At 73.3% G+C, this 19,836-nt stretch carries 15 protein-coding genes; 11 read left to right on the forward strand and 4 right to left on the reverse strand.

What is annotated here, in order from left to right:
* Positions 1-49 precede the first annotated feature (49 nt).
* The 4 genes from QNO09_RS14430 to QNO09_RS14445 are packed head-to-tail and all read right to left on the reverse strand — an operon-like array spanning position 50 to position 8,761.
* Entirely contained in the window at positions 50-1,054 is a 1,005-nt protein-coding gene (locus QNO09_RS14430; protein WP_283970562.1) for an LLM class flavin-dependent oxidoreductase, read from the reverse strand.
* Positions 1,055-1,091: 37 nt separating this feature from the next.
* Entirely contained in the window at positions 1,092-2,708 is a 1,617-nt protein-coding gene (locus QNO09_RS14435) for a fatty acid--CoA ligase (protein ID WP_283970563.1), read from the reverse strand.
* Positions 2,709-2,726: 18 nt separating this feature from the next.
* Positions 2,727-8,435, reverse strand: a complete 5,709-nt coding sequence (locus QNO09_RS14440; protein ID WP_283970564.1) for a type I polyketide synthase — start codon at positions 8,433-8,435, stop codon at positions 2,727-2,729.
* Between the two features lie 11 nt (positions 8,436-8,446).
* The gene (locus tag QNO09_RS14445) at positions 8,447-8,761 is read right to left on the reverse strand and encodes an acyl carrier protein (protein WP_283970565.1); all 315 of its coding nucleotides are present in this window, start codon (positions 8,759-8,761) and stop codon (positions 8,447-8,449) included.
* 150 nt (positions 8,762-8,911) lie between these two features.
* On the opposite strand from QNO09_RS14445, the gene QNO09_RS14450 reads away from it, so the two are divergent.
* From QNO09_RS14450 to serS, 11 genes are all read left to right on the forward strand, one after another.
* Complete coding sequence (locus QNO09_RS14450; RefSeq protein ID WP_283970566.1) at positions 8,912-10,543, forward strand: aldehyde dehydrogenase family protein; 1,632 nt, start codon at positions 8,912-8,914, stop codon at positions 10,541-10,543.
* Positions 10,544-10,588: 45 nt separating this feature from the next.
* Positions 10,589-11,728 (forward strand): acyl-CoA dehydrogenase family protein, encoded by a 1,140-nt coding sequence (locus tag QNO09_RS14455; RefSeq protein ID WP_283970567.1) that lies wholly within the window; start codon positions 10,589-10,591, stop codon positions 11,726-11,728.
* 136 nt (positions 11,729-11,864) lie between these two features.
* On the forward strand, positions 11,865-13,160 hold the full coding sequence (locus tag QNO09_RS14460; protein WP_283970568.1) for an aspartate aminotransferase family protein: 1,296 nt from the start codon (positions 11,865-11,867) through the stop codon (positions 13,158-13,160).
* 2 nt (positions 13,161-13,162) lie between these two features.
* The gene (locus tag QNO09_RS14465; protein WP_283970569.1) at positions 13,163-13,645 is read left to right on the forward strand and encodes a type II toxin-antitoxin system RatA family toxin; all 483 of its coding nucleotides are present in this window, start codon (positions 13,163-13,165) and stop codon (positions 13,643-13,645) included.
* A 21-nt stretch (positions 13,646-13,666) separates the two neighbouring features.
* Positions 13,667-14,275 carry a hypothetical protein gene (locus QNO09_RS14470; RefSeq protein WP_283970570.1) on the forward strand — a complete coding sequence of 203 codons (609 nt, stop codon included), beginning with the start codon at positions 13,667-13,669 and terminating at the stop codon, positions 14,273-14,275.
* The gene (locus QNO09_RS14475) at positions 14,272-14,829 is read left to right on the forward strand and encodes a flavin reductase family protein (protein WP_283970571.1); all 558 of its coding nucleotides are present in this window, start codon (positions 14,272-14,274) and stop codon (positions 14,827-14,829) included. Before QNO09_RS14470 ends, QNO09_RS14475 begins: the two co-directional genes overlap by 4 nt.
* Positions 14,826-15,818 (forward strand): ferritin family protein, encoded by a 993-nt coding sequence (locus tag QNO09_RS14480; protein WP_030854087.1) that lies wholly within the window; start codon positions 14,826-14,828, stop codon positions 15,816-15,818. Before QNO09_RS14475 ends, QNO09_RS14480 begins: the two co-directional genes overlap by 4 nt.
* The gene (locus QNO09_RS14485) at positions 15,815-16,822 is read left to right on the forward strand and encodes a beta-ketoacyl-ACP synthase III (RefSeq protein WP_283970572.1); all 1,008 of its coding nucleotides are present in this window, start codon (positions 15,815-15,817) and stop codon (positions 16,820-16,822) included. Before QNO09_RS14480 ends, QNO09_RS14485 begins: the two co-directional genes overlap by 4 nt.
* A 106-nt stretch (positions 16,823-16,928) precedes the next feature.
* Positions 16,929-17,159, forward strand: a complete 231-nt coding sequence (locus QNO09_RS14490; protein WP_018888444.1) for an acyl carrier protein — start codon at positions 16,929-16,931, stop codon at positions 17,157-17,159.
* Positions 17,159-18,379 carry a beta-ketoacyl-[acyl-carrier-protein] synthase family protein gene (locus QNO09_RS14495; RefSeq protein ID WP_030234941.1) on the forward strand — a complete coding sequence of 407 codons (1,221 nt, stop codon included), beginning with the start codon at positions 17,159-17,161 and terminating at the stop codon, positions 18,377-18,379. The genes QNO09_RS14490 and QNO09_RS14495 overlap by 1 nt, the downstream gene beginning before the upstream one ends.
* A gap of 137 nt (positions 18,380-18,516) precedes the next feature.
* Complete coding sequence (gene serS, locus QNO09_RS14500) at positions 18,517-19,794, forward strand: serine--tRNA ligase (RefSeq protein WP_283970573.1); 1,278 nt, start codon at positions 18,517-18,519, stop codon at positions 19,792-19,794.
* The last annotated feature ends 42 nt before the right edge of the window (positions 19,795-19,836 follow it).

The following is a 19,836-nucleotide window of genomic DNA, read 5'->3' on the forward strand; positions in this document are numbered from 1 at the left end:
CTGCCGGCGGTGACGGTGGCGCCGGTGTCCGTTGCGCTGGTGGTACTGGTCACGACTGTGTACTCCCCACGGTGGTGGACGGGCCGAGGGCGCGTACCGCGGGCAGCAGCACCTCGGCGATCTCCTTCAACTGCGGTTCCGGGTCGAGCGATCCGATCCTCAGGACCATGTGGCGGGCGCCGGCCCGGACGTAGCCGCCGAGCCATTCGGCGCACTTCTCGGCGCTGCCCCAGGCGTAGGCCTGGATGGTGCGCATCTGGTCGAGGGAACGGCCGTAGTAGTGGCTGATGTAGTGCTCCAGTTCGGCCTCGGCCGCCCGCTCGTCTCGGTTCACCGTGATCGTCGCGTAGAGGGCGGGGGTGACGGCGCCGGCGGGGCGGCCGGCCTCCTCGGCGAGCTCGGCGATCCGGCGGCGGGCCCGGCCGTAGGCGTCTGAGTCGGGCAGGAACGGCAGCCAGCCGTCGTAGCGGGTGGCGGCGCGGGCGAGCACCTTGGGGGTGTCGCTGCCCGCCAGCCACAGCGGCGGGCCGCCGGCGGTGGCCGGGGAGGGCAGCCGGTCGAGGTGGTCGGCCTGCCAGTGCCTGCCCTGGAAGTCGGCCGGTTCGCCCTCCTGTCCGGCGCGCCAGGCCGTGCGCCACAGGGCGGTGATCTCGTCGAGGCGTCCGACGCGGCCGGGGAAGCTGGCGCCGACCGAGGCGAACTCCTCCTCCGTCTCGGGCATGGGGAAGCCGGAGCCGAGCCCGAGGACCAGCCGGTCCGCGGCCACGTGGCTGAGGCTCGCGACCATGTTGGCACCGATCAACGGGTGGCGCAGGGCCGGGGTCAGGGCGGCGGTGCCGACGGTGATCCGCTCGGTGGCGGCGGCAGCGGCGGCCAGGACGATGAGCGGGTCCAGGCGGGGGCGGGCGGTGAGCGAGTCGCCCGCCCAGAGGGAGTCGAATCCCAGGGCCTCGGCCTGCCGGGCGAAGCCCAGCAGCGGGGCCGCCGCGTAGGTGCCGTTGATGGCCTGTTCCCGGGTGGGCAGCAGGATGCCGACGTGCAGGGGCCCGTTCATGGGCGACGCCTTTCTGTCCGTGGTGGCTGACGCGGTGTCATACGACCGTGCCGGCCAGCTGGTCCCGGGCCGGTGCCGTCAGCCGCTCCCGCACCGCGCGGCGCAGGATCTTGCCGGAGGGGTTGCGGGGCAGGGAGTCGGTGAAGTGGTAGGCGGTGGGGATCTTGTAGTCGGCGAGCCGGCCGCGCAGGGAGAGCAGCAGTTCGCGCGGGTGCGCCTCGGCGCCGGGGCGCAGGACGACGACCGCGTGCACGCTCTCGCCCCAGTGCTCGTCGGGCAGGCCGACGACGGCGGCGTCGGCCACGGCCGGGTGCGCGACGAGCGCCTTCTCGACCTCGGCCGGGTAGATGTTCTGCCCGGCGACGATGATCGTGTCGTTGATGCGGTCGCACAGGTGGAGGTAGCCGTCCTCGTCGAGGTAGCCGGCGTCCCCCATGTGCAGCCACTCCCCCACCAGGGTGCGCGCGGTGGCCTCGGGCAGGTTCCAGTAGCCGAGCATCCGGGACGGGGCGCGCACGCAGATCTGGCCGATCTCCCCGGGCGGGAGGGGGTCGCCGTCGGGGCCGATCACCTTGACCTCGTTGCCGGCGCACGGCCTGCCGACCGAGTCCAGCACCGGGCTGCCCGGGTAGTGTGCTTCGGGCGGCAGGCACACCGCCACACTGCCGGTCTCGGTACTGGCGTAGATCTGCGCGAACTCGCAGCCGTAGGTCTCCAGGCACTGCTTGAGCAGGGTCTCGGACATGGGCGCCGCGCCGTAGGCGATCTTGCGCAGGGAGGTGAACGCCTCCGGTCCCGCGCCGCGTTCGGCGGCCATCATCTGGAGCATGGCGGGGGCCGCGAAGGTGGTGGTGACCTTGTGGGTGCGGATCAGCCGGACCGCTTCCTGCGGGTCGAACTGCGGCATGATCACGTTGGTGCCGCCCGCGTTGAAGGTGTGCAGGAACCAGCCGATGCCCGCGACGCCGAAGCCCGGCAGCGAGATGAGGCTGACGTCGTCGGGCAGCCAGTCGATCCAGGCGACGCCGTGCTCGCGCATCGCGTGCGGCAGGGTGAAGAAGCTGCGGTGGGCGAGGACGGCGCCCTTGGGCAGTCCGGTGGTGCCGCTGGTGTAGATCTGCACCACGGCGTCGTCGGGGCCGGTGCCCGGCACCGGCTCGGAGTCGGGCTGGTCGGCGGCCCAGGCGGGCAGGCCCGCGCCGCGGGCGGGTTCGCCGTCGGCGTCGGTGCCGTCGACGCGGATCACCCGCCGCAGACCGGGCAGTTGGTGGCGCACCGCGGCGACGGTGTCCCAGAACTCGTCGTCGACGAAGATCAGGGTGGCGCCGGAGTCGCGCAGGATGTGGTCCACCTCGGCCGGGGTGAGCCGCCAGTTGACCGGCACCAGGACCGCGCCCGCCTTGGCGCAGGCGAGCATCACCACGTAGTAGTTCTCCGACTCGCGCCCCAGGTAGGCGATCCGGTCGCCGCGCCGCGCGCCGCCGGCGCGCAGGGCGTGCGCGGCACGGCTGCTGTCGCGGTGCAGCTTGTCGTAGGTGGTGACGCGGCCCTCGCAGATGATGGCCGGGTGGTCCGGCCGGCTGCCGGCGTGGGCCCGTGAGGAGTGGGTGAGCGTCCAGCGCTCCCTCGGTATGCCGCTGGGTGTGTCAGTCATGATCCGTCCTTGTGTGCGTCAGGCGGCTGGCACCGGCTCGAGCTGCCCGCAGAGGAACTGGGCCAGTTGCCGCACGGTCGGGTGGTCGTGGGTGAGCGAGGCCGGCAGGGGCAGCCGGAACGCCTGCTCCAGGGCGGCCTTGACCTGCTGGGCCATCAGCGAGTCCAGGCCCAGGGAGACGAACTCGGTGTTCGGGTTCAGTTCGTCGCCCTCCTCCAGGTGCAGGACGGCGGCGACCTTCTCGCGGACGACCCCGGTCACGGCGGCGGTCCGCTCGGCCGGCGGGAGGGCGGCGAGCGCGGTGAGGTCGAGGCCTGTGTCGTCGTCGGAGGCGTTGCGGGCGAGCCGGTCGTAGAACAGGTCGCCGGTGACGCTGCCCGCGACGTAGCGGTCCCAGTCGAACTCGCCGACCACCCGCTGGGTGCGGGGACGTCCCCAGAGCCTGGCCAGGGTGTCCAGGGCGCGGGTCGGGGAGAAGAAGCGCACGCCGCTGCGTTCGATCTCCTGGCTGAGGTGCTCCTCCAGGCGGGCCGACATGCCGACCCGTGCCCAGGCGCCCCAGTTCACCGACAGGCCGGGCACGCCCCTCCGGCCGCGCCACTCGGCGAGGGCGTCGAGGGCGGCGCTGGCCGCGGCGTAGTGGCCCTGGGTGGCGCCGCCGAGTACCGAGGCGATCGAGGAGTAGGTGACGAAGAAGTCCAGTTCCGGGAAGGAGGACTGGGCGGCCTCGTGCAGCAGCCAGCCGCCGTACGCCTTGGCCTCCAGCTGGGCGTCGATGGCCTCCCAGGTCAGCTCGGCGACGAGCTTCTTGTCGTAGGCGCCTGCGGCGTGCACGATCCCGCCCACCGGGTGCGGGCCGGCCGCGAGGTGCTGCACCAGCCGCCGCACGTCCTCGGCACGGCCGATGTCGGCCCGGACCAGGTCGAGTTCGGCGTGCTCGGCGAGGTCGGCGAGGACGGGGGCGGCCTCCTCGGTGGGCCGTCCGCTGCGGCTGACCAGCGTCAGGTGGCGGGCGCCGAGGGCGATCAGCTTGCGGGCGGTGACCAGGCCGAGGCCGCCCAGACCGCCGGTGACGAGGTAGGTGCGGTCCGGGCGCAGGGCGGCCGAGACCTCCTCGGCGGGGGCGGCGGACTCCGCCTCGGAGGCGTCCGGGAGGGTCACCCAGGACTGTCCCGACGGGTCCGACAGGGCCGTCCGCAGCGCCTCGCCGGTCTCGTCGAGGCGGAAGTGCCGGGCGCCGTCGTCCTCTTCGGCGGGCGGGGCGTGCACCACGGCCGCAGCGGGGACGGTGAGCGTGGAGCGGAACGTGCCGTCGTGGCGTACGAGGACGTCGTCGCCCGGCGCGAACCCGGTGCCCTCGGCCGCGGCGAGGACCGTGCCGGTGGCCGCGGTGCCGAGCAGCGGCGGGGGCTCCTCCTCCGCGCCGAGCAGTTCCTCGCGCTCCGCGCGGCCGGTGTCCAGGGCGGTGCGGGCGTCGTCGGCGGTCAGGCCGACCGACCGGACGCGGATCTGGACCTCGTCGGCCCCCGGGGGCACGTCCGTGGCGGCGACCAACGCGAGGTCGGACAGGTCGCCCGAGTCGGGGGCGCGCAGTTCGAAGCCGCCGGACCAGGTGAGCGGGGCGTCGCCGGAGAGGAGCCGGCGGACGTAGCGGCGGCCCGGACGGTAGGCGACCTGGTACTCGCCGGGCGGTTCGGCGTGCCACTCCTCCAGCAGCGGGGCCAGGCCGCTGCCGGGGGCGACGTCGACCAGGGTGGCCCGGTACTGGGGGTACTCGGTGAGCAGCACCCGGCCGAAGCCCCAGAGCGTGGCGGCGGCCAGGTGTCCGCCGTCGCCGGCCGGGTCGCCGGGCAGCCACTGGGCTCCCTCGGTCACCAGCCACAGGCGGGGCGGCCGGGGGGTGCCCGCGGCGTCCAGCGCGGTGATCAGGGCGAGCAGTTCGCGGTAGTTCTCCTCGCACTCGGCGCGCAGCCGGTCGGCGGACATGGCCTGCGGGAGCTGCCGCCATACGCGGCAGACGTCGGTGACGGTGGGGTCCTCCAGGGCCGCCTTGAGTTCGGTGAGGCCGGCGCCCCGGGTGACCTTCAGGCCGGGCCGTCCGGCGAGGTCGGCGGCGCGGGAGGGCGACGGGTCGAGCAGCACGACGTGCCGGGCGGGGGCGGTGGTCTGCGGTGCGGGCAGGGCGCGGCGGACCCACTCGGGGCGGTGCAGGAACCGGCGGCGGCCGGTGCTGCCCTCGGGGCGGGCGAGCCGGACGCCGAGCAGTTCGGCGACCGGGTCGCCGTTCTCCAGGAGCAGCACGTCGGCGGTGCGGCGGTCCTGGTCGCCGTGCACCCGGGCGAGGACGCGCAGCTCCTCGCCGCGGGGCTTGCGGAAGTGGCGGACCGAGGCGACGCCGCGGGGCACGAACACCGGGCCCTCGGGGTCGAGGACGACGCACGCCTGGACGGCGGCCTCCACGAGCTCCGCCGGCACGTGTTCGACGGCGGAGGCGTTCCGGCCGGTCAGCTCCCCGATGACCAGGCCATCGGCGTGCCGGGCGGCGCGCAGCAGCAGCCGCATCCGGGGGCCGTGCGGGCGGCCGACGGAGGCGAGGTCGGTGTAGATGTCCTCGTCGTCGATCTGCGTTCCGGCGGGGGCGAGGCCCGCGTCCAGTTCGGCCAGTTCGGAGACGGGGACCACCGGTTCGGGGTCGGCGGCGATCACCGCGGTGGCGTGCACGTCCTCTTCCCCGCCGACGACCGTGAACACCGCCACCTCGGCGCCCCCGCCCGGCAGCGGCCGCCAGCGGGTGGTCAGGGCGGTCCTGGTCTCGGCGGGAACGTCGAGCGGCGCGAGCAGCCGGAGGTCGCGCACGGCGGACCGGGCGTGGCCCCGGACCGCGTCCTGCACCGCGAACAGCAGGTCGACGTAGGCGCCGGCGGGCAGGGTGGTGTGTCCGCCGTCGGCGAGGTCGGCGAGCGGGCCGAGGTCCTCGGCGGCGAACTCCGCGGTGAACTCCCGTACCCCCGAGGCGAAACGCTCCTCGGTGCCGAGCAGCGGGTGGCGGGCGGTGCCGCCCGCGGCGGCGCGGCGGGGTCCGGCGGCCGGCAGCCAGTAGCGCTTGCGCTGGAAGGCGTAGGTGGGCAGGTCCGCCTTGGCCGGCACGGCGTGCCCGGCGTGGTAGCCGGGCCAGGAGACGGTGAGTCCGGCGGCGTAGTACTCGGCGAGTGCGGTCAGGGTGGTGGTGGCCGTCCGGTCCCGGCGGCGCAGGCTGGCCAGCCACAGGTGGTCCTCGGCGACGACGCCGCGCCGGGCGAGCGCGGTCAGCGCGGCCTGCGGGCCGATCTCGATCATGGCGTGCCGGCCGCGCCGGGCCACCGCGCGGATGCCGTCCAGGAAACGCACGGGTTCGCCGATGTGCCGCACCCAGTAGTCGGGGGTGGCGATGTCGCGGAACCGGGCGAGCCGTCCGGTCACGTTGGAGATCAGGCTGATGGCCGGCTCGTGGAACTCGATCCCGTCGAGTGCGGCGCGGAACTCGTCGTAGACCTCGGCCATCTGCGGGGAGTGGAAGGCGTGCGAGACCGCAAGCCGGTCGATGCGCACGCCGCGCTCCTTGAAGATGCCGCAGACCTCGTCCAGGGCGGGGAGGGCGCCGGAGACGACGCACTGGTCGGGGGCGTTGACCGCGGCCAGGGCGAGGTCGGGGCGGCTCTCCAGGAGCGGCTCGACGTCCTCGGCGGGTGCGGCGACCGCGGCCATGCCGCCCTCGGCGCGCACCGCCTGCATCAGCCGGGCCCGCGCTGCGACCAGCCGCACGGCGTCGGGGAGGCTGAACAGGCCGGCGACCGCGGCGGCGACGACCTCGCCGATGCTGTGCCCGACCAGCACGTTGGGGCGCACGCCCCAGGCCATCCACTGCCGGGCGAGGGCGTACTCGAGGGTGAACAGGGCGGGCTGGGTGTACTCGGTGCGGTCGATCGCCCCGGGGTCTTCGGCGGTGCCGAGCAGCAGGTCGCGCACGGAGCGGTCCAGGTGCTCCGCGAACAGCCGGTCGCACGCGTCGACGTGGGAGCGGAACTCCGGGAGGGCCGCGTAGAGGGCGGCGCCCATGCCGGCGTACTGGGAGCCCTGGCCGGTGAACATGAAGGCCGTCTTGCGGATGCCGCTGGGGCCCTCGTTCTCCTGGCCGGCCGCCCGGTCCAGGAGCCGGGCCAGGGCGGCGCGGTCGGCGACCGGGGCGGCGACGCGGTAGGGGTGGTGGGTGCGGGCGACGTTGGCGGTGTGGCAGAGGGCGTCGAGAGGGAGGTCGGGCCGCTCGTCGAGCAACCGCCGGTGGTTTGCGGCCTGCTCGCGCAGGGCGGCGGAGCTCTTGGCGGAGAGGGTGAACAGCGGGGCGGCTGGCGTGCCGGAGGACTGCGGCGCGGGGCTCGCCTCCGGTGCCTGCTCCAGGACCACCGCGCCGATGGTGCCGGCGAAGCCGAAGCTGTTCACGACCGCGCGGCGCACCTCGGCCCGCCATGGCTCGCAGGCGGTCGGCACGCGCAGCGGGTAGAGGTCCCAGGGGATGCGCCCGGACGGGGTGGTGAGGTTCAGGTGCGGGTAGATGGTGCCGGAGCGCAGCTGCAGCACCGTCTTGATGACGCCGACGATGCCGGAGGCCGGCTCCATGTGGCCCAGGTTGGTCTTCGCCGACGCGGTGAGCACGGGGTTGTCGGCGGTGTGCGACTCGGCGAACACGTCCCCGATGGCGCCGAACTCGATCGGGTCGCCGAGCGGGGTGCCGGTGCCGTGCGCCTCCACGTACTGGATGTCCTCGGGGGCGAGGCGGGCGGTGGCCAGCGCGGCGCGGATCACCTTCTCCTGCGCGGGGCCGTTGGGCACGGTCAGTCCGGCGCTGTCGCCGTCCTGGCCGACGGCGGTGCCGCGCACCAGGGCGAGCACCCGGTCGCCGTCACGCTCGGCGTCGGAGAGCAGCTTGAGGACCAGGACGCCGCAGCCCTCGGCGCGCGCGTAGCCGTCGGCCGACTCGTCGAAGGTCTTGCACTGCCCGTCCGGGGCGAGCATCTGCGCGTTGGAGAACATCACCGGGATGCGCGGGTGGTGCAGGGCGTTGACGCCGCCGCACAGCGCGATGTCGGTCTCGCCGGAGCGCAGGGCCTGCACCGCCAGGTGCAGGGCGACGAGGGAGGACGAGCAGGCGGTGTCGACGCTCATGCTGGGTCCGCGCCACCCCAGGAAGTACGACAGCCGGCCCGACAGCGGGAACATCGTGATGCCGGAAGCCAGGTGGCCGTCCATCTCCTCGTACGGCAGGGACTCCAGCTCCAGCGCGTAGTCGATGGAGCTGGCGCCGACGTAGACGCCGCCGTTGCCGCGGCGCAGCGGTGCCGGGTCGATGTTGGCGTGCTCCAGGGCCTGCCAGGCGGTCTCCAGCAGCAGGCGCTGCTGGGGGTCCATGTACCGGGCCTCCTTCGGGGAGATGTTGAAGAAGGCGGCGTCGAAGAGGTCCACGCGGTCGAGGAAGCCCCCCGCGGTGGTGTGGATCTTCCCCTTGTCCTCGGGGCTCTCGGGGGTGAACGCGGCCACGTCCCACCGGTCCTGCGGGATCGGGCCGATCCCGCTGCGCCCCTCCCGCAGGAAGGCGTCGAACTCGTCGGGCGAGGTGCTGCCGCCGGGGAATCGCAGACCGATTCCGACGATCGCGACCGGCTCGGGCGGCTGCTGGGATTCCGCACGCGGCATGGAGGGGCTCCTTAGTTTTCCTGAGAGGAACTGGCCTGGACGGCTTGGGTCAGGTGGTCCACCAGATGGGCGACCGTCGGCTCGTTGAAGAGCACGCTGACGTTGATGGAGAGATCAAGGAGCCGCTCCAGGCTCTGCCGTATCTCGGTCAGCCGCAGTGAGGTGAGTCCGAGATCGAAATAGCTGATGTCGAGCGGGAGGTCCTCGGATTCGTCCATGAGGAGAACCGCCCTGAATTTCTTCAGGACGATCGACTCGATTTCTTCGGCGAGTTCGGCGCGCGGCAGATCACGCAGGCGCTGAACAGTGCTGTCGACGGGTGGCATGCGGTCATGCAAGCAACGCAGGCTGACGCCCCACTGACGGACGGCTGGGCCGGCTTGGCTGAATCAGCCCCCTGTCAGCGCCGGGTCAGATTCCACTGCCACGCTCGCACTGCTTCGAAAAATCCGCTCGCCACAGGTGAAAGGCTGAAGATGCTTCGCGAAGCCGCGCAGGAGGAGAGTGCCGAGGCACCTTCCGATATCAAGAGTTACGACCTCTACATCGCGGGCAAGGACGTCGCGGGTGACGGGTGGGTGTACACCGTCAGCGGCCGGTCCCTGCTGGAAGACGTGTTCACCAGCGTGAGCCTGAAGCGCGCCCTGGAACAGGACCCGGAGTCGGAGGCGGCCAGGCACCCGTACGTCGTCGGGCGCTGCGCGGTCGCGGACGACGCGTCCATCGACCTGGCCACGCAGGCCGCGGCCGCCGCCGCACCCGACTGGGCGGCCGTGCCGCTGGAGCGGCGGATGCGCCTGGGCACCCGGTTCCGCGAGGAACTCATCAAGCACCAGGACGAGTTCCTGCGCATGCTGGTCGCCGAGTCCCACCCGGTCAAGCTGGCCCGCTGGGAGCTGAGCTGCCTGCTGCAGATCTACTCCCCGGGCTCCCTGCGCTGGTACACCAAGCAGATGCGGGTGGAGAAGGAGTACGCCGGCCGCACGCTGGTGCTGCACCGCCAGCCCGACGGCGTGGTGGCCTTCAACCCGCCGCAGAACGCACCCCTGCCGAGCGCCGCCCTGTGCGTGCTGGCGCTGATGGCCGGCAACGCGGTGGTGGTGCGGGCGCCGCGCAGCATCGCGCTGAGCACCATGTGGCTGCTGCGGGACGTGGTGGCGCCGCTGCTGGAGGAGATGGACGCGCCGGCCGGGGTGCTCAACGCGGTGTGCAGCAACCCCAAGCAGACCATGGACCGCTGGATCGCGGACCCGCTGATCAACGACATCTTCTACATCGGCGGCAGCCAGGAGGGCCTGCGCTTCGAGCAGCAGTGCGTGGCGCACGGCAAGAAGCCGATCCTCGAACTGGCGGGCAACGACGGCATCGTGGTGTGGAAGGACGCCGACATCAAGTGGGCGGCCGAGGCCATCACGGAGGCCTTCTACGGCTCCGGCCAGATCTGCATGGTGCCCAACTACGTGCTGGTGCACCCGGACGTCGCGGACAGCCTGATCGCCGAGGTGAAGGAGCAGGTCAAGGGCATCCGGCCGGGCCTGCCCGAGGAGGAGGACGTGCTGCTGTCGCCGGTGCGGCGCAGCGAGCGGTTCTTCCGGCTGCTGCGGCAGGCGCTGGACAACGGCGCCGAGCTGGTCACCGGCGGCCACCGCACCGAACTGGACGGCACGCCCTCGGAGACGGGGGTCTTCCTCCAGCCGACGGTGGTGCGCGTGGACGGCCTGGACCGGGCGCGCACCTACGACGTGGTGCGCGAGGAGACGTTCTTCCCGCTGGTGCCGATCGTGGTCCCCGAGCGGGAGGACGACGACGCGCTCCTGGAGGCGTTCCTGCGCTTCGTCAACAGCAACGACTACGGGCTGCGCAACTCCCTGTGGTCGCGTTCCGACCACGTCATCGAGACCTTCGTGCGGCGGGTCGTCAACGGCGGCCTGCTGAAGGTCAACGACTCCCACATCGGCTTCCTGCCCTACCTGCCCAGCCACGGCGGCACCGGCCGCACCGGCGGCGCCTTCGGCGAGGCCAACTACCCGATGCTCAAGACCTCCCACGTGCAGGGCGTCAGCATCGCCCGCGGCGTCAGCCCGTACGACGCGGTGTTCGGCGCCTGACCGCCCTCCGCCCCTGAACCCCGCCGTTTCCGCTGGAGGTTTCCGTTGCGTTCCCTCGACCTCGCCCGCTCCGTCTGCGAGCGCTTCCACCCCGGTCTGCTCAAGGAGCTGGACCAGATCCCGTACACCGACCGCGAGCGGCCCGGCAGCCCGGTGATCGACCTGTTCCGCATCCACGGCGGGGTCGGTCTGCTGATCCCCGAGGAGTACGGCGGCCACGGCGCCGACGCCCTGGACGCGCTGCGGGTCCAGCTGGCCCTGGGCGCCGTGTCCCCGTCGCTGGTGGCGGCCGTATCGATGCACCACTTCACCATCGCGATGCTGTACTCGCTGGCCGTCAAGGCGGGCCGGCTGACCGACGAGCAGACGGCCCTGCTGCGCCGGATCGTGCCCGACCAGCAGGTGATGGCGTCCGGCTGGGCCGAGGGCCGGACGGCGCAGAACATCCTCAAGCCGGCCGTGACCGCCCGCCCGGTGCGCGACGGGTTCCTGCTCACCGGCGCCAAGAAGCCGTGCAGCCTGTCCCGTTCGATGAGCCTGCTCACGGCGAGCGTCGCCATCCACGGCGACGACGGCGAGCCGGAGCTGGCGCTCGCCCTGGTGCCGGCCGACGCGCCCGGCCTGACCGTGTACCCGTACTGGGGCAACGACCTGCTGGCGGGCGCGGAGAGCGACGAGGTGCGGCTGGAGGACGTGTTCGTGCCGGCCGGCATGGTCGTGCGGGCCGGCGCCGACGACCCGCACCGCCTCGACGACCTCCAGTCGGCCGGGTTCGTCTGGTTCGAGATGCTGATCTCCGCCGGGTACGCGGGCGGTGCGCTGGCGCTGGTGGAGCAGGTGCTGGAGCGCGAGCGCGGCAGTGTGGCGGAGCGGGCCTCCCTCGCCGTGGACATGGAGGCCGCGGTCGCGCTGCTGGAAGGCGTCGCGCGGGCGACCGGCCCGGAGCCCGGTGACGAGGAGTCGGTGGCCCGCGTACTGGTGGCCCGGTACGCCGTGCAGAACGCCCTGCCCGACATCGCCTCCCGCGCCCTGGAGCTGCTGGGCGGCCTGGACTTCATCAGCGGTTCCGGTCCGGCACAGGCCGCGGCGGCGCTGCGGGCCCTCGCCTTCCACCCGCCGTCGCGCGCCGCCGCGGCCGAGCCGCTGCTGCGCTGGTTCGACGGCGGCGAGCTCGTCCTCGCCTAGGGCCGCGGCCGGGACGGTTTGCCGGCCGGTGAGAACCCGGTCACGGCACCACTGCCGCAGCCGGACAGGATCCCGGCCCGCAGCACGGTCCCGGTCCTGTCCGCACGACCCCACGATCCCTTGGAGTGAGCCACACGTGACCGTCATCCAGGAATCCCCGGCGACTTCGTCCGCCGACGCCGAGGCGGAAATCCTTGGCCTGTACCGCGCGCATCTGAGCAAGGGCCGGGCCACGCTCGCCGAGCTGTTCGGCAGCCACATGGAGGTGGCGTCCGAGGGCGCCTGGCTCACCACCAGCGACGGTGAGCGCTTCCTCAACGCCGGCGGCTACGGCGTGTTCGTGATGGGCGCCCGCCACCCGATCGTGATGGAGGAGGTGGAGCGCCAGCTGCGCACGCACCCCACCGCGACCCGCATCCTGCTGGAGCCCACCGTGGCCCGCGCGGCCGAGGCACTGGTCTCGGTGCTGCCGCCCGGTCTGGACCGGGTGCACTTCGCGCTGTCGGGGGCGGAGGCGGTGGAGACCGGCCTGAAGCTGGCCCGCGCGGGCGGTTTCAAGCGCACGGTCTCCATGCGCGGCGGCTACCACGGCAAGACCCTCGGCGCGCTGTCGGCCACCGCCAAGGAGGTCTACCAGCGGCCGTTCCGCCCGCTGGTGCCCGACTTCCTGCACCTGCCCTTCGGTGACGCCGACGCCCTGGAGGCCGAACTCGCCGCCCACCCGGGCGAGGTGTGCGTCATCCTCGAACCGGTCCAGGGCGAGGGCGGTGTGATCATCCCGCCGAAGGGCTACCTCAAGCGCGTCGAGGAGCTGGTGCGCGAGTACGACGGCTTCCTCATCCTCGACGAGGTGCAGTCCGGCTTCGGCCGGCTCGGCGAGTGGTGGGGCGCCGACATCGAGGGCGTCCTCCCGGACGTCCTGCTCGCCGGCAAGGCGCTCGGCGGCGGGGTGATGCCGGTCTCGGCGGCCGTCGCCACCCGCAAGGCCTTCCGTCCCTTCGACAAGGACCCCTACGTCCACACCGCCACGTTCTCCGGCCAGCCGGTGCTGATGGCCGCGGTCCAGGGCGCCATCCGGGCCGTGAAGGAGGAGCGCCTGGTCACCAGGGCGATGGACCTCGGCGCCCGGCTGCTGCCGGCGATCACCGAGATCGCGCGCCGCAACATCCCCGACCTCGTGGTGGACGTGCGCGGCCGGGGCCTGCTGATCGGCGTCGAGCTCGTCGAGGCCGGGCTGGCCGGCGAACTGCTGATCGAACTGTTCAACCACGGCGTGGTCGCCAACCATTCGATGAACGGCAGCTCGGTGGTGCGGTTCACCCCGCCCGCCGTGCTCGGCGACACCGACGTGGACTTCCTCCTCAACTCCTTCGACCTGGCCACCCGCGACCTCGTACGGGGCGCGGCCAAGATGCCGGAAGGCGGTAACTGATCGTGAGGCACGTCGAACTCGATGCCCTGATACCCGGGGAGCAGGCCGAGACGGTCCTGCACGCAATACGGCGCTGGGAGCGGTACCCGGACCTGGCGCCCCACGTCAACGCGACCACGGTGCACGCCGCCTACCCCAACCCCGCCGCCTCCTCCAGCTGGGAGCTGCACTTCCGCAGCGGCCTGCTGCGCTGGACCGAGGACGACACCGTCCTGCCGGAGCAGGGCGAGATCCGCTTCGAGCAGTCCGACGGGGACTTCGACTCCTTCTCCGGGACCTGGTCGGTGACGCAGAACGGCGACGACGTCGCGGTCCGCTTCGACGCCGACTTCGACTTCGGCATCCCGAGTCTGGAGGGCATCCTCGACCCGATCGCCGAGCGGGTCATCAAGGAGACCGTGGCCTGGGCGCTGACCGGTCTGTTCCCCGCCGTGCGCATCAGCGGCGGCATCGAACTCACCCCGCCCGCCGCGGTCGGCGCCTAGCGCATCAGGGAGCCACTGACCATGGACCAGGCAAACCCGTTCGAGACACCGCGCACGTACTCGCTGCACCGCGCCGAGTACCTGGTGGGCTTCGCCGTCACCACCGGCCTGATGATCGCCCACTTCGACGAGATCCGCTGGCTGCCGGCGATCGCCCTCTTCCTCTACATCGACCTGATCGGCTACATCCCGGGCGCGATGGCGTTCCGGCGCAGTGGCGGGCGGCCGATCCACAAGGCGTACTACGTCCTGTACAACGTGATGCACAGCCTCATCACCCAGGCAGCCGTGGCCGCGCTGTGGTGCTGGCTGGTGAAGCCGGAGTGGGCGCTGCTGGTGCTGCCCTTCCACCTCTTCGGCGACCGCGGGCTGTTCGGCAACTTCATGAAGTCCTTCGCACTGCCCTTCGAGCCGGTCCGCCAGCCCGGCTACCTGCGGCTCCTGGACGACCTGGGCCTGCCGCACCCCAAGCCGGTCGGGCATGTGACGGACCCGGTGCCGGTCGGGCACGTCCCGGTCCGCAAGCCGGTGCCGGCGCCGCGGGCGGACGCCGCCGCAGCGCAGGAGGCCCCGGCGCAGGCCGCCGCGGCCGGAGAGTCCGCGGCCCGGCAAGCGGAGGTGCTGCGATGAGCACCGCGACCGCGACCGGCCCGCGCACACGCCGGCCCGTCCGCCAGGACCCGGCCGAACGGCGCCGGGCGCTCTACCACCTGGCGTCCCCCGTGTCGGTGCTGACCACCGGCCCGGAGAGCCGGATGCACGGCACCACGGCGAGCACGGTCACCCTGGTCTCACGCGAGCCGCTCCTCGTCGGCGTCGTGCTGCGGGCCGGGTCGTCCTTCGCGCGGCGGGCCGCCGCCGAGGGCCGGTTCGCGATCAACGTGCTGGGCGGTGACCAGGCGGAGGTGGCCCGCCGGTTCGCCGACAGCGGGCGCCCCGACGGCAGCGCCCAGTTCGCGGGCCTGCCCTGGACGACGGACCCGTACGCGCAGGCCCCGCTCATCGCGGGCGCGCTCGCCCACTACACCTGCCGCTTCCACTCCGCCCACGCCGCGGGCGACAGCGAGCTGCTGCTCGGCCACGTCGTGCGCGCCAGGGCGGACGAAGGGCTCCCCCTGCTGAGTTACGCCGGCCGCCTGCACGCCGGCACCCTGCATCCGGCGAAGGAGGCCGCCACGTCATGACGCAGTCCAAGGTACTCGTGGCCCCCGAGGCCGACTGGGACAAGGCGCCCGGTCTGCTGGACGGGGCGAAGGAACTCACCCTCGGTCCCGAGGAGTGCGACCTCGCCTACTGGATCACCTCGGTGGCCCAGGGCACGCTGCGCGACCGCGGCGTGACCGGCCACCACGACGACGCGATCGTCCCGGACTTCCTGAAGGAGCCGGGCCCGCTGCGCGAGGCGCTGGTGCTGGAGTTCGGTCTGCGCGGGCTGTCCGAGGAGCTGGCCACCCGGCTGCTCGGCCACTACGTGTCGATCGCGCCCGGCATCCCCGAGATGGAGTTCTACGCCACCCAGCTGCTCGACGAGGCACGGCACGCCCGGGTGTTCCGCAACCACCTGGTGGAGCTGGGCATCCCGGCCGACACGCTCCTGAAGAGCATCGACGAGATGGCCCGGGACTACCGCGCCCGGGTGCTGGACCCGGTGGTCGACTTCACCCTCGACATCGTCCGGGACCAGGCCGACTTCCCCGGCGGTGTCGCCGTGTTCGCCATCGTCATCGAGGGCGTGCTGGCGCCGGCCGCCGAGCTGAGCGAACGCAAGTGGACTCCCCTGTCCCCGGCCACCGGCGAGATCTCCCGCGGCACCGCGATCGACGAGATCCGCCATCTGACGGTGGCCAGCACCATCCTGCGCGACCACGTGGCCGCGCACCCCGAGTACCGTCCGCGCCTGCTGGAGATCCTGCGGGCCGGCGTGCGGCTGTGGGACGAGATCCCCGACCGGGAGTTCGTGATCCACCGCGAGGAACTGTTCCAGGAGGGCATGCTCCGGCACGCCGACCGGATCGGCGACTACGAGATCTGGCCCGGCGTACGGATGCTCGACACCACTCCCGAGCAGCGCTACGACATGGCCGAGCGGTGGACCGACGAGATGGCCGAGGCCCGGATGGCCTACATGGGCCTGCCCCTGGAGATCCTCAGCAGTCCGGGGCCGGGCGCGTGAGCACCGGACGGGCCGCTGTGGTCTGCGGGATCGGGTCGTACGTCCCGCCCGACGTGGTCACCAACGAGGATCTGGCCCGGCGCCTGGACACCTCGGACGACTGGATCCGCTCGCGCACCGGGATCGCCCGGCGCCGTGTGGTCGCCCCGGGCACGGCGACCAGCGACCTGGCGGTCGAGGCGGGCCTGCGGGCGCTGAAGTCGGCGGGAGACGGGCGGGCGGGCGCGGTGGTGCTGGCCACCACCACCCCGGACCAGCCGTGCCCGGCCACCGCGCCGCAGGTCGCGGCGCGGCTCGGCCTCGGCGAGGTGCCCGCCTTCGACGTGGCCGCCGTCTGCTCCGGCTTCCTGTACGGCCTGGCCAGCTCGGCGGGCCTGATCGCCGCCGGGGTGACGGACCGGGTGCTACTGATCGCCGCGGACGCGTTCACGACGATCATCAACCCCGAGGACCGCACCACGGCGGTGATCTTCGCGGACGGCGCGGGCGCGGTGCTGCTGCGGGCCGGCTCCCCCGAGGAGCCGGGCGCGGTGGGCCCGCTCGTGCTGGGCAGCGACGGCGGGCTGAGCCATCTGATCGAGGTGCCGGCCGGAGGGTCGCGGCAGCGGTCGTCCGGCCGGGAGCCCGCACCGGAGGACCGTTTCTTCCGGATGGTGGGCCGCGACACCTACCGGCACGCGGTGGAGCGGATGACCGCCACCTCCACCGAGGCGGCCGAGCGGGCCGGCTGGCGGCCGTGCGACGTCGACCGGTTCGCCGCGCACCAGGCCAACGCCCGCATCCTGGAGGCGGTCTCGGAGCGGCTCGGCATCCCCGGCGAACGGCGGCTGAGCAACATCGCACGGGTCGGCAACACCGGCGCCGCCTCACTGCCGCTGCTGCTGGCCGAGAGCGCGGCGGACGGACGGCTCACCGCCGGGCACCGGCTGCTGCTGACCGCGTTCGGCGGCGGGCTGTCCTGGGGCGCGACCACGCTGGTCTGGCCCGAGGTGCAGACCGTCTGACATCCCGTCACAAGCGGGGCCCGGGCCGGCCCCTCCCACAAGCGCTGTCCGACACAGCGGAGACCGGGCGCTTGCGCCTTCGAGAGAACTGTCGAAAGGAACCGACATGCTGGAGCAGCTCAAGGAAATCCTGTCCAACAAGCTCAAGGTGTCGCCCGAGGCGATCACCCCGGAGGCCACCCGGGAGGACATCGAGCTGGACTCGCTGGCCGTGGTGGAGCTGTCGCTGCTGCTGAAGTCCGAGCTCGGCCTGGACGTCAGCGACGACGACCTGCTGGAGGCGGAAACCGTGGCCGACATGGTCCGGCTGATGGAGGAGCGGAGTGCGAAGGTCTGATGGCCGGCATGGACATCGCCGTCACCGGGCTCGGCCTGGTCACCCCGGGTGGTATCGGGGTCGGACCGAGCTGGGCGGCGGTCTGCGACGGCAGGCCGGCCGCCGCCCTGGATCCGCTGCTGACGGATAACCCCGTACGTATCTCCTGCCGGGTGCCCGGCTTCGACCCCGAGCGCCTGCTGAGTGCGCGGCGGGCCCACCGCCTGGACCGGTTCGTCCAGTTCGCGCTGGTCGCCGCGCACGAGGCGGTGGCCGACGCGGGCCTCGATCCGCAGACGTGGGACGGGGCGCGGGTGGGTGTGGTGCTGGGCTGCGCAGACGGCGGCCCGGGCACCGTCGAGGAACAGCACCACGTGCTGCGCGAGCAGGGCGCCGACCGGGTCTCGCCGCTGCTGCTGCCCATGCAGCTGCCGAACATGCTGGCCGGGCAGACGGCCATCGAGTTCGGGGCGACCGGGCCCAACCTGGTGGTGGCCACCGCCTGCGCCTCGGGCGCGACCGCCATCGGCACGGCCCGGGACCTGCTCGCCCTCGGCCGCTGCGACATCGTCCTCGCGGGCGGCAGCGAGGCCATGGTCACCCCACTGGTCATGGCCGGCTTCGCCCAGATGGGGGCGCTGTCGAAACGGCACGACGACCCGGCCTCCGCGTCCCGGCCGTTCGACGCCGACCGGGACGGCTTCGTCGCCGGGGAGGGCGCCGGCATCCTCGTCATGGAACGGGTGGCGGACGCCCGCGCCCGCGGCGCCCATGTGCACGGCCGGATCATCGGCTACGGCGCCACCGCCGACGCCCACCACATGACGTCGCCGCACCCCGACGGCGCGGGCATCGAGGCCGCCGTCCGCGCCGCGCTCGCCGACGCGGGCGCGGACCCGGACGACGTCCAGCACGTCAACGCCCACGGCACGTCGACACCGCTGAACGACCTGGCGGAAGCCCGCATGATCGGCCGGACGCTGCGCGGGGATCCGCTGGTCACATCCACGAAGGGAGTCACCGGACACCTGCTCGGCGCGGCCGGGGCGGTCGAGGCCGCCTTCACCGTGCTGAGCGTCGAGCACGAACTCGTGCCCCCCACCGCCAACCTCGTCATGCCCGACTCCAGGATCGACATCAAACTCGCGCAGACCGCCACCTACATGCCCATCGACCTCGCCCTGAGCAACTCCCTGGGCTTCGGCGGCCAGAACACGGCCCTGGCCATCGCCCCGGCCTGAACGGCCCGGCCACGTACCGGCAGCCGCCCGCGGAGCACCTCCGCCGGGCGGCTGTTCCCGTGCGGCACCCGGCCGCACGGCGCCCACCCCGCCGGTCCGCGGGCACACCCCACCCCGCCCCACGTCAGGAGTCCACCGTGCACGATCCCCAAGAACTGCTGAAGGACGGGCCGCAGGCCGTACGGCGGCTGGCCCGCCGCCGCCACGACCTCGACCCGGCCGCGCTGGCCGACGCCCTGCGCGAGCGCAACGGCGCGCAGGCGGAGGTGACCCGGCTGCGCACCGAGCTGAACCGCACGGCCAAGGCCAGCCGCTCCGGCCCGCCGACCGAGGAGGAGAAGGCGTCCGCCCGGGCGCTGCGGGCCGAGGTGCAGCGGGCCGAGGCCGCCGCCCGCACGGCCGCAGCACACCTGACCGAGCTGCTGCTGTCCGTCCCCAACATCCCCCTGGACGCGGTCCCGGACGGCGACTCGGAGAAGGAGGCCGTGGAGATACGCCGGGGCGGTCCCGCTCCGCGTCCGGCGGACGGCGCCCGCCACCACGCCGACATCGGGGAGTGCCTCGGCATCCTCGACGGCCCGGCCGCGGCCCGGCTGTCCGGTGCCCGCTTCGCCGTCGCCCGCGGGGCCGGGGCACGACTGGAGCGGGCCCTGCGCGACTTCCTCCTCGACCTGCACACCCGCGAGCACGGCTACACCGAGCAGTCGGTGCCGTTCCTGGTCGACCGCGACACCATGACCGGTACCGGACAGCTGCCCAAGTTCGAGGACGACCTGTTCCGCACCCAGGTCGGTGAGCGGGAGCTGTTCCTCATCCCCACCGCCGAGGTCCCGCTGACCAACCTGGTGGCCGGCCGGCTCCTCGACTCCCGCTGGCTGCCGCTGGCCTTCACCGCCTGCACGCCGTGCTTCCGGGCGGAGGCCGGGGCGTACGGCCGGGACACCCGCGGCATCCTGCGGCTGCACCAGTTCGAGAAGGTGGAGCTGGTGCGCGTCTGCGCCCCCGAGGACGCCCCGGCGCAGCTCGAACTCATGGTGAACCACGCCGAGGAGTGCCTGAAGCGCCTGGAACTGGCGCACCGCGTGGTGCTGCTGCCGGCCGGCGACCTCGGGTTCTCCGCCCGGATGACCTACGACGTCGAGGTGTGGCTGCCGGGCAGCGACTCCTACCGGGAGATCTCCTCGGTCTCCGACTGCGGCACCTTCCAGGCGCGTCGCGCGGACATCCGCGTCAAGCGGCCCGACGGGAGCAGGACGCCGGCGGTCACGCTGAACGGCTCGGCGCTGCCGATCGGCCGCACGGTCGCCGCGCTGCTGGAGCAGGGCGTGCGCGAGGACGGCTCGGTGGTGCTGCCCGAGGCCCTCGTCCCGTACACCGGCTTCCGCCGGATCCTGCCGGGCGGGGACACCGCGTAGGCGCCGGCGGGTGCCACCGCGAAGGGGCGGGAGCCGGGTCCG

The organism is Streptomyces sp. 378, from assembly GCF_030124145.1.
Classification (GTDB): domain Bacteria; phylum Actinomycetota; class Actinomycetes; order Streptomycetales; family Streptomycetaceae; genus Streptomyces.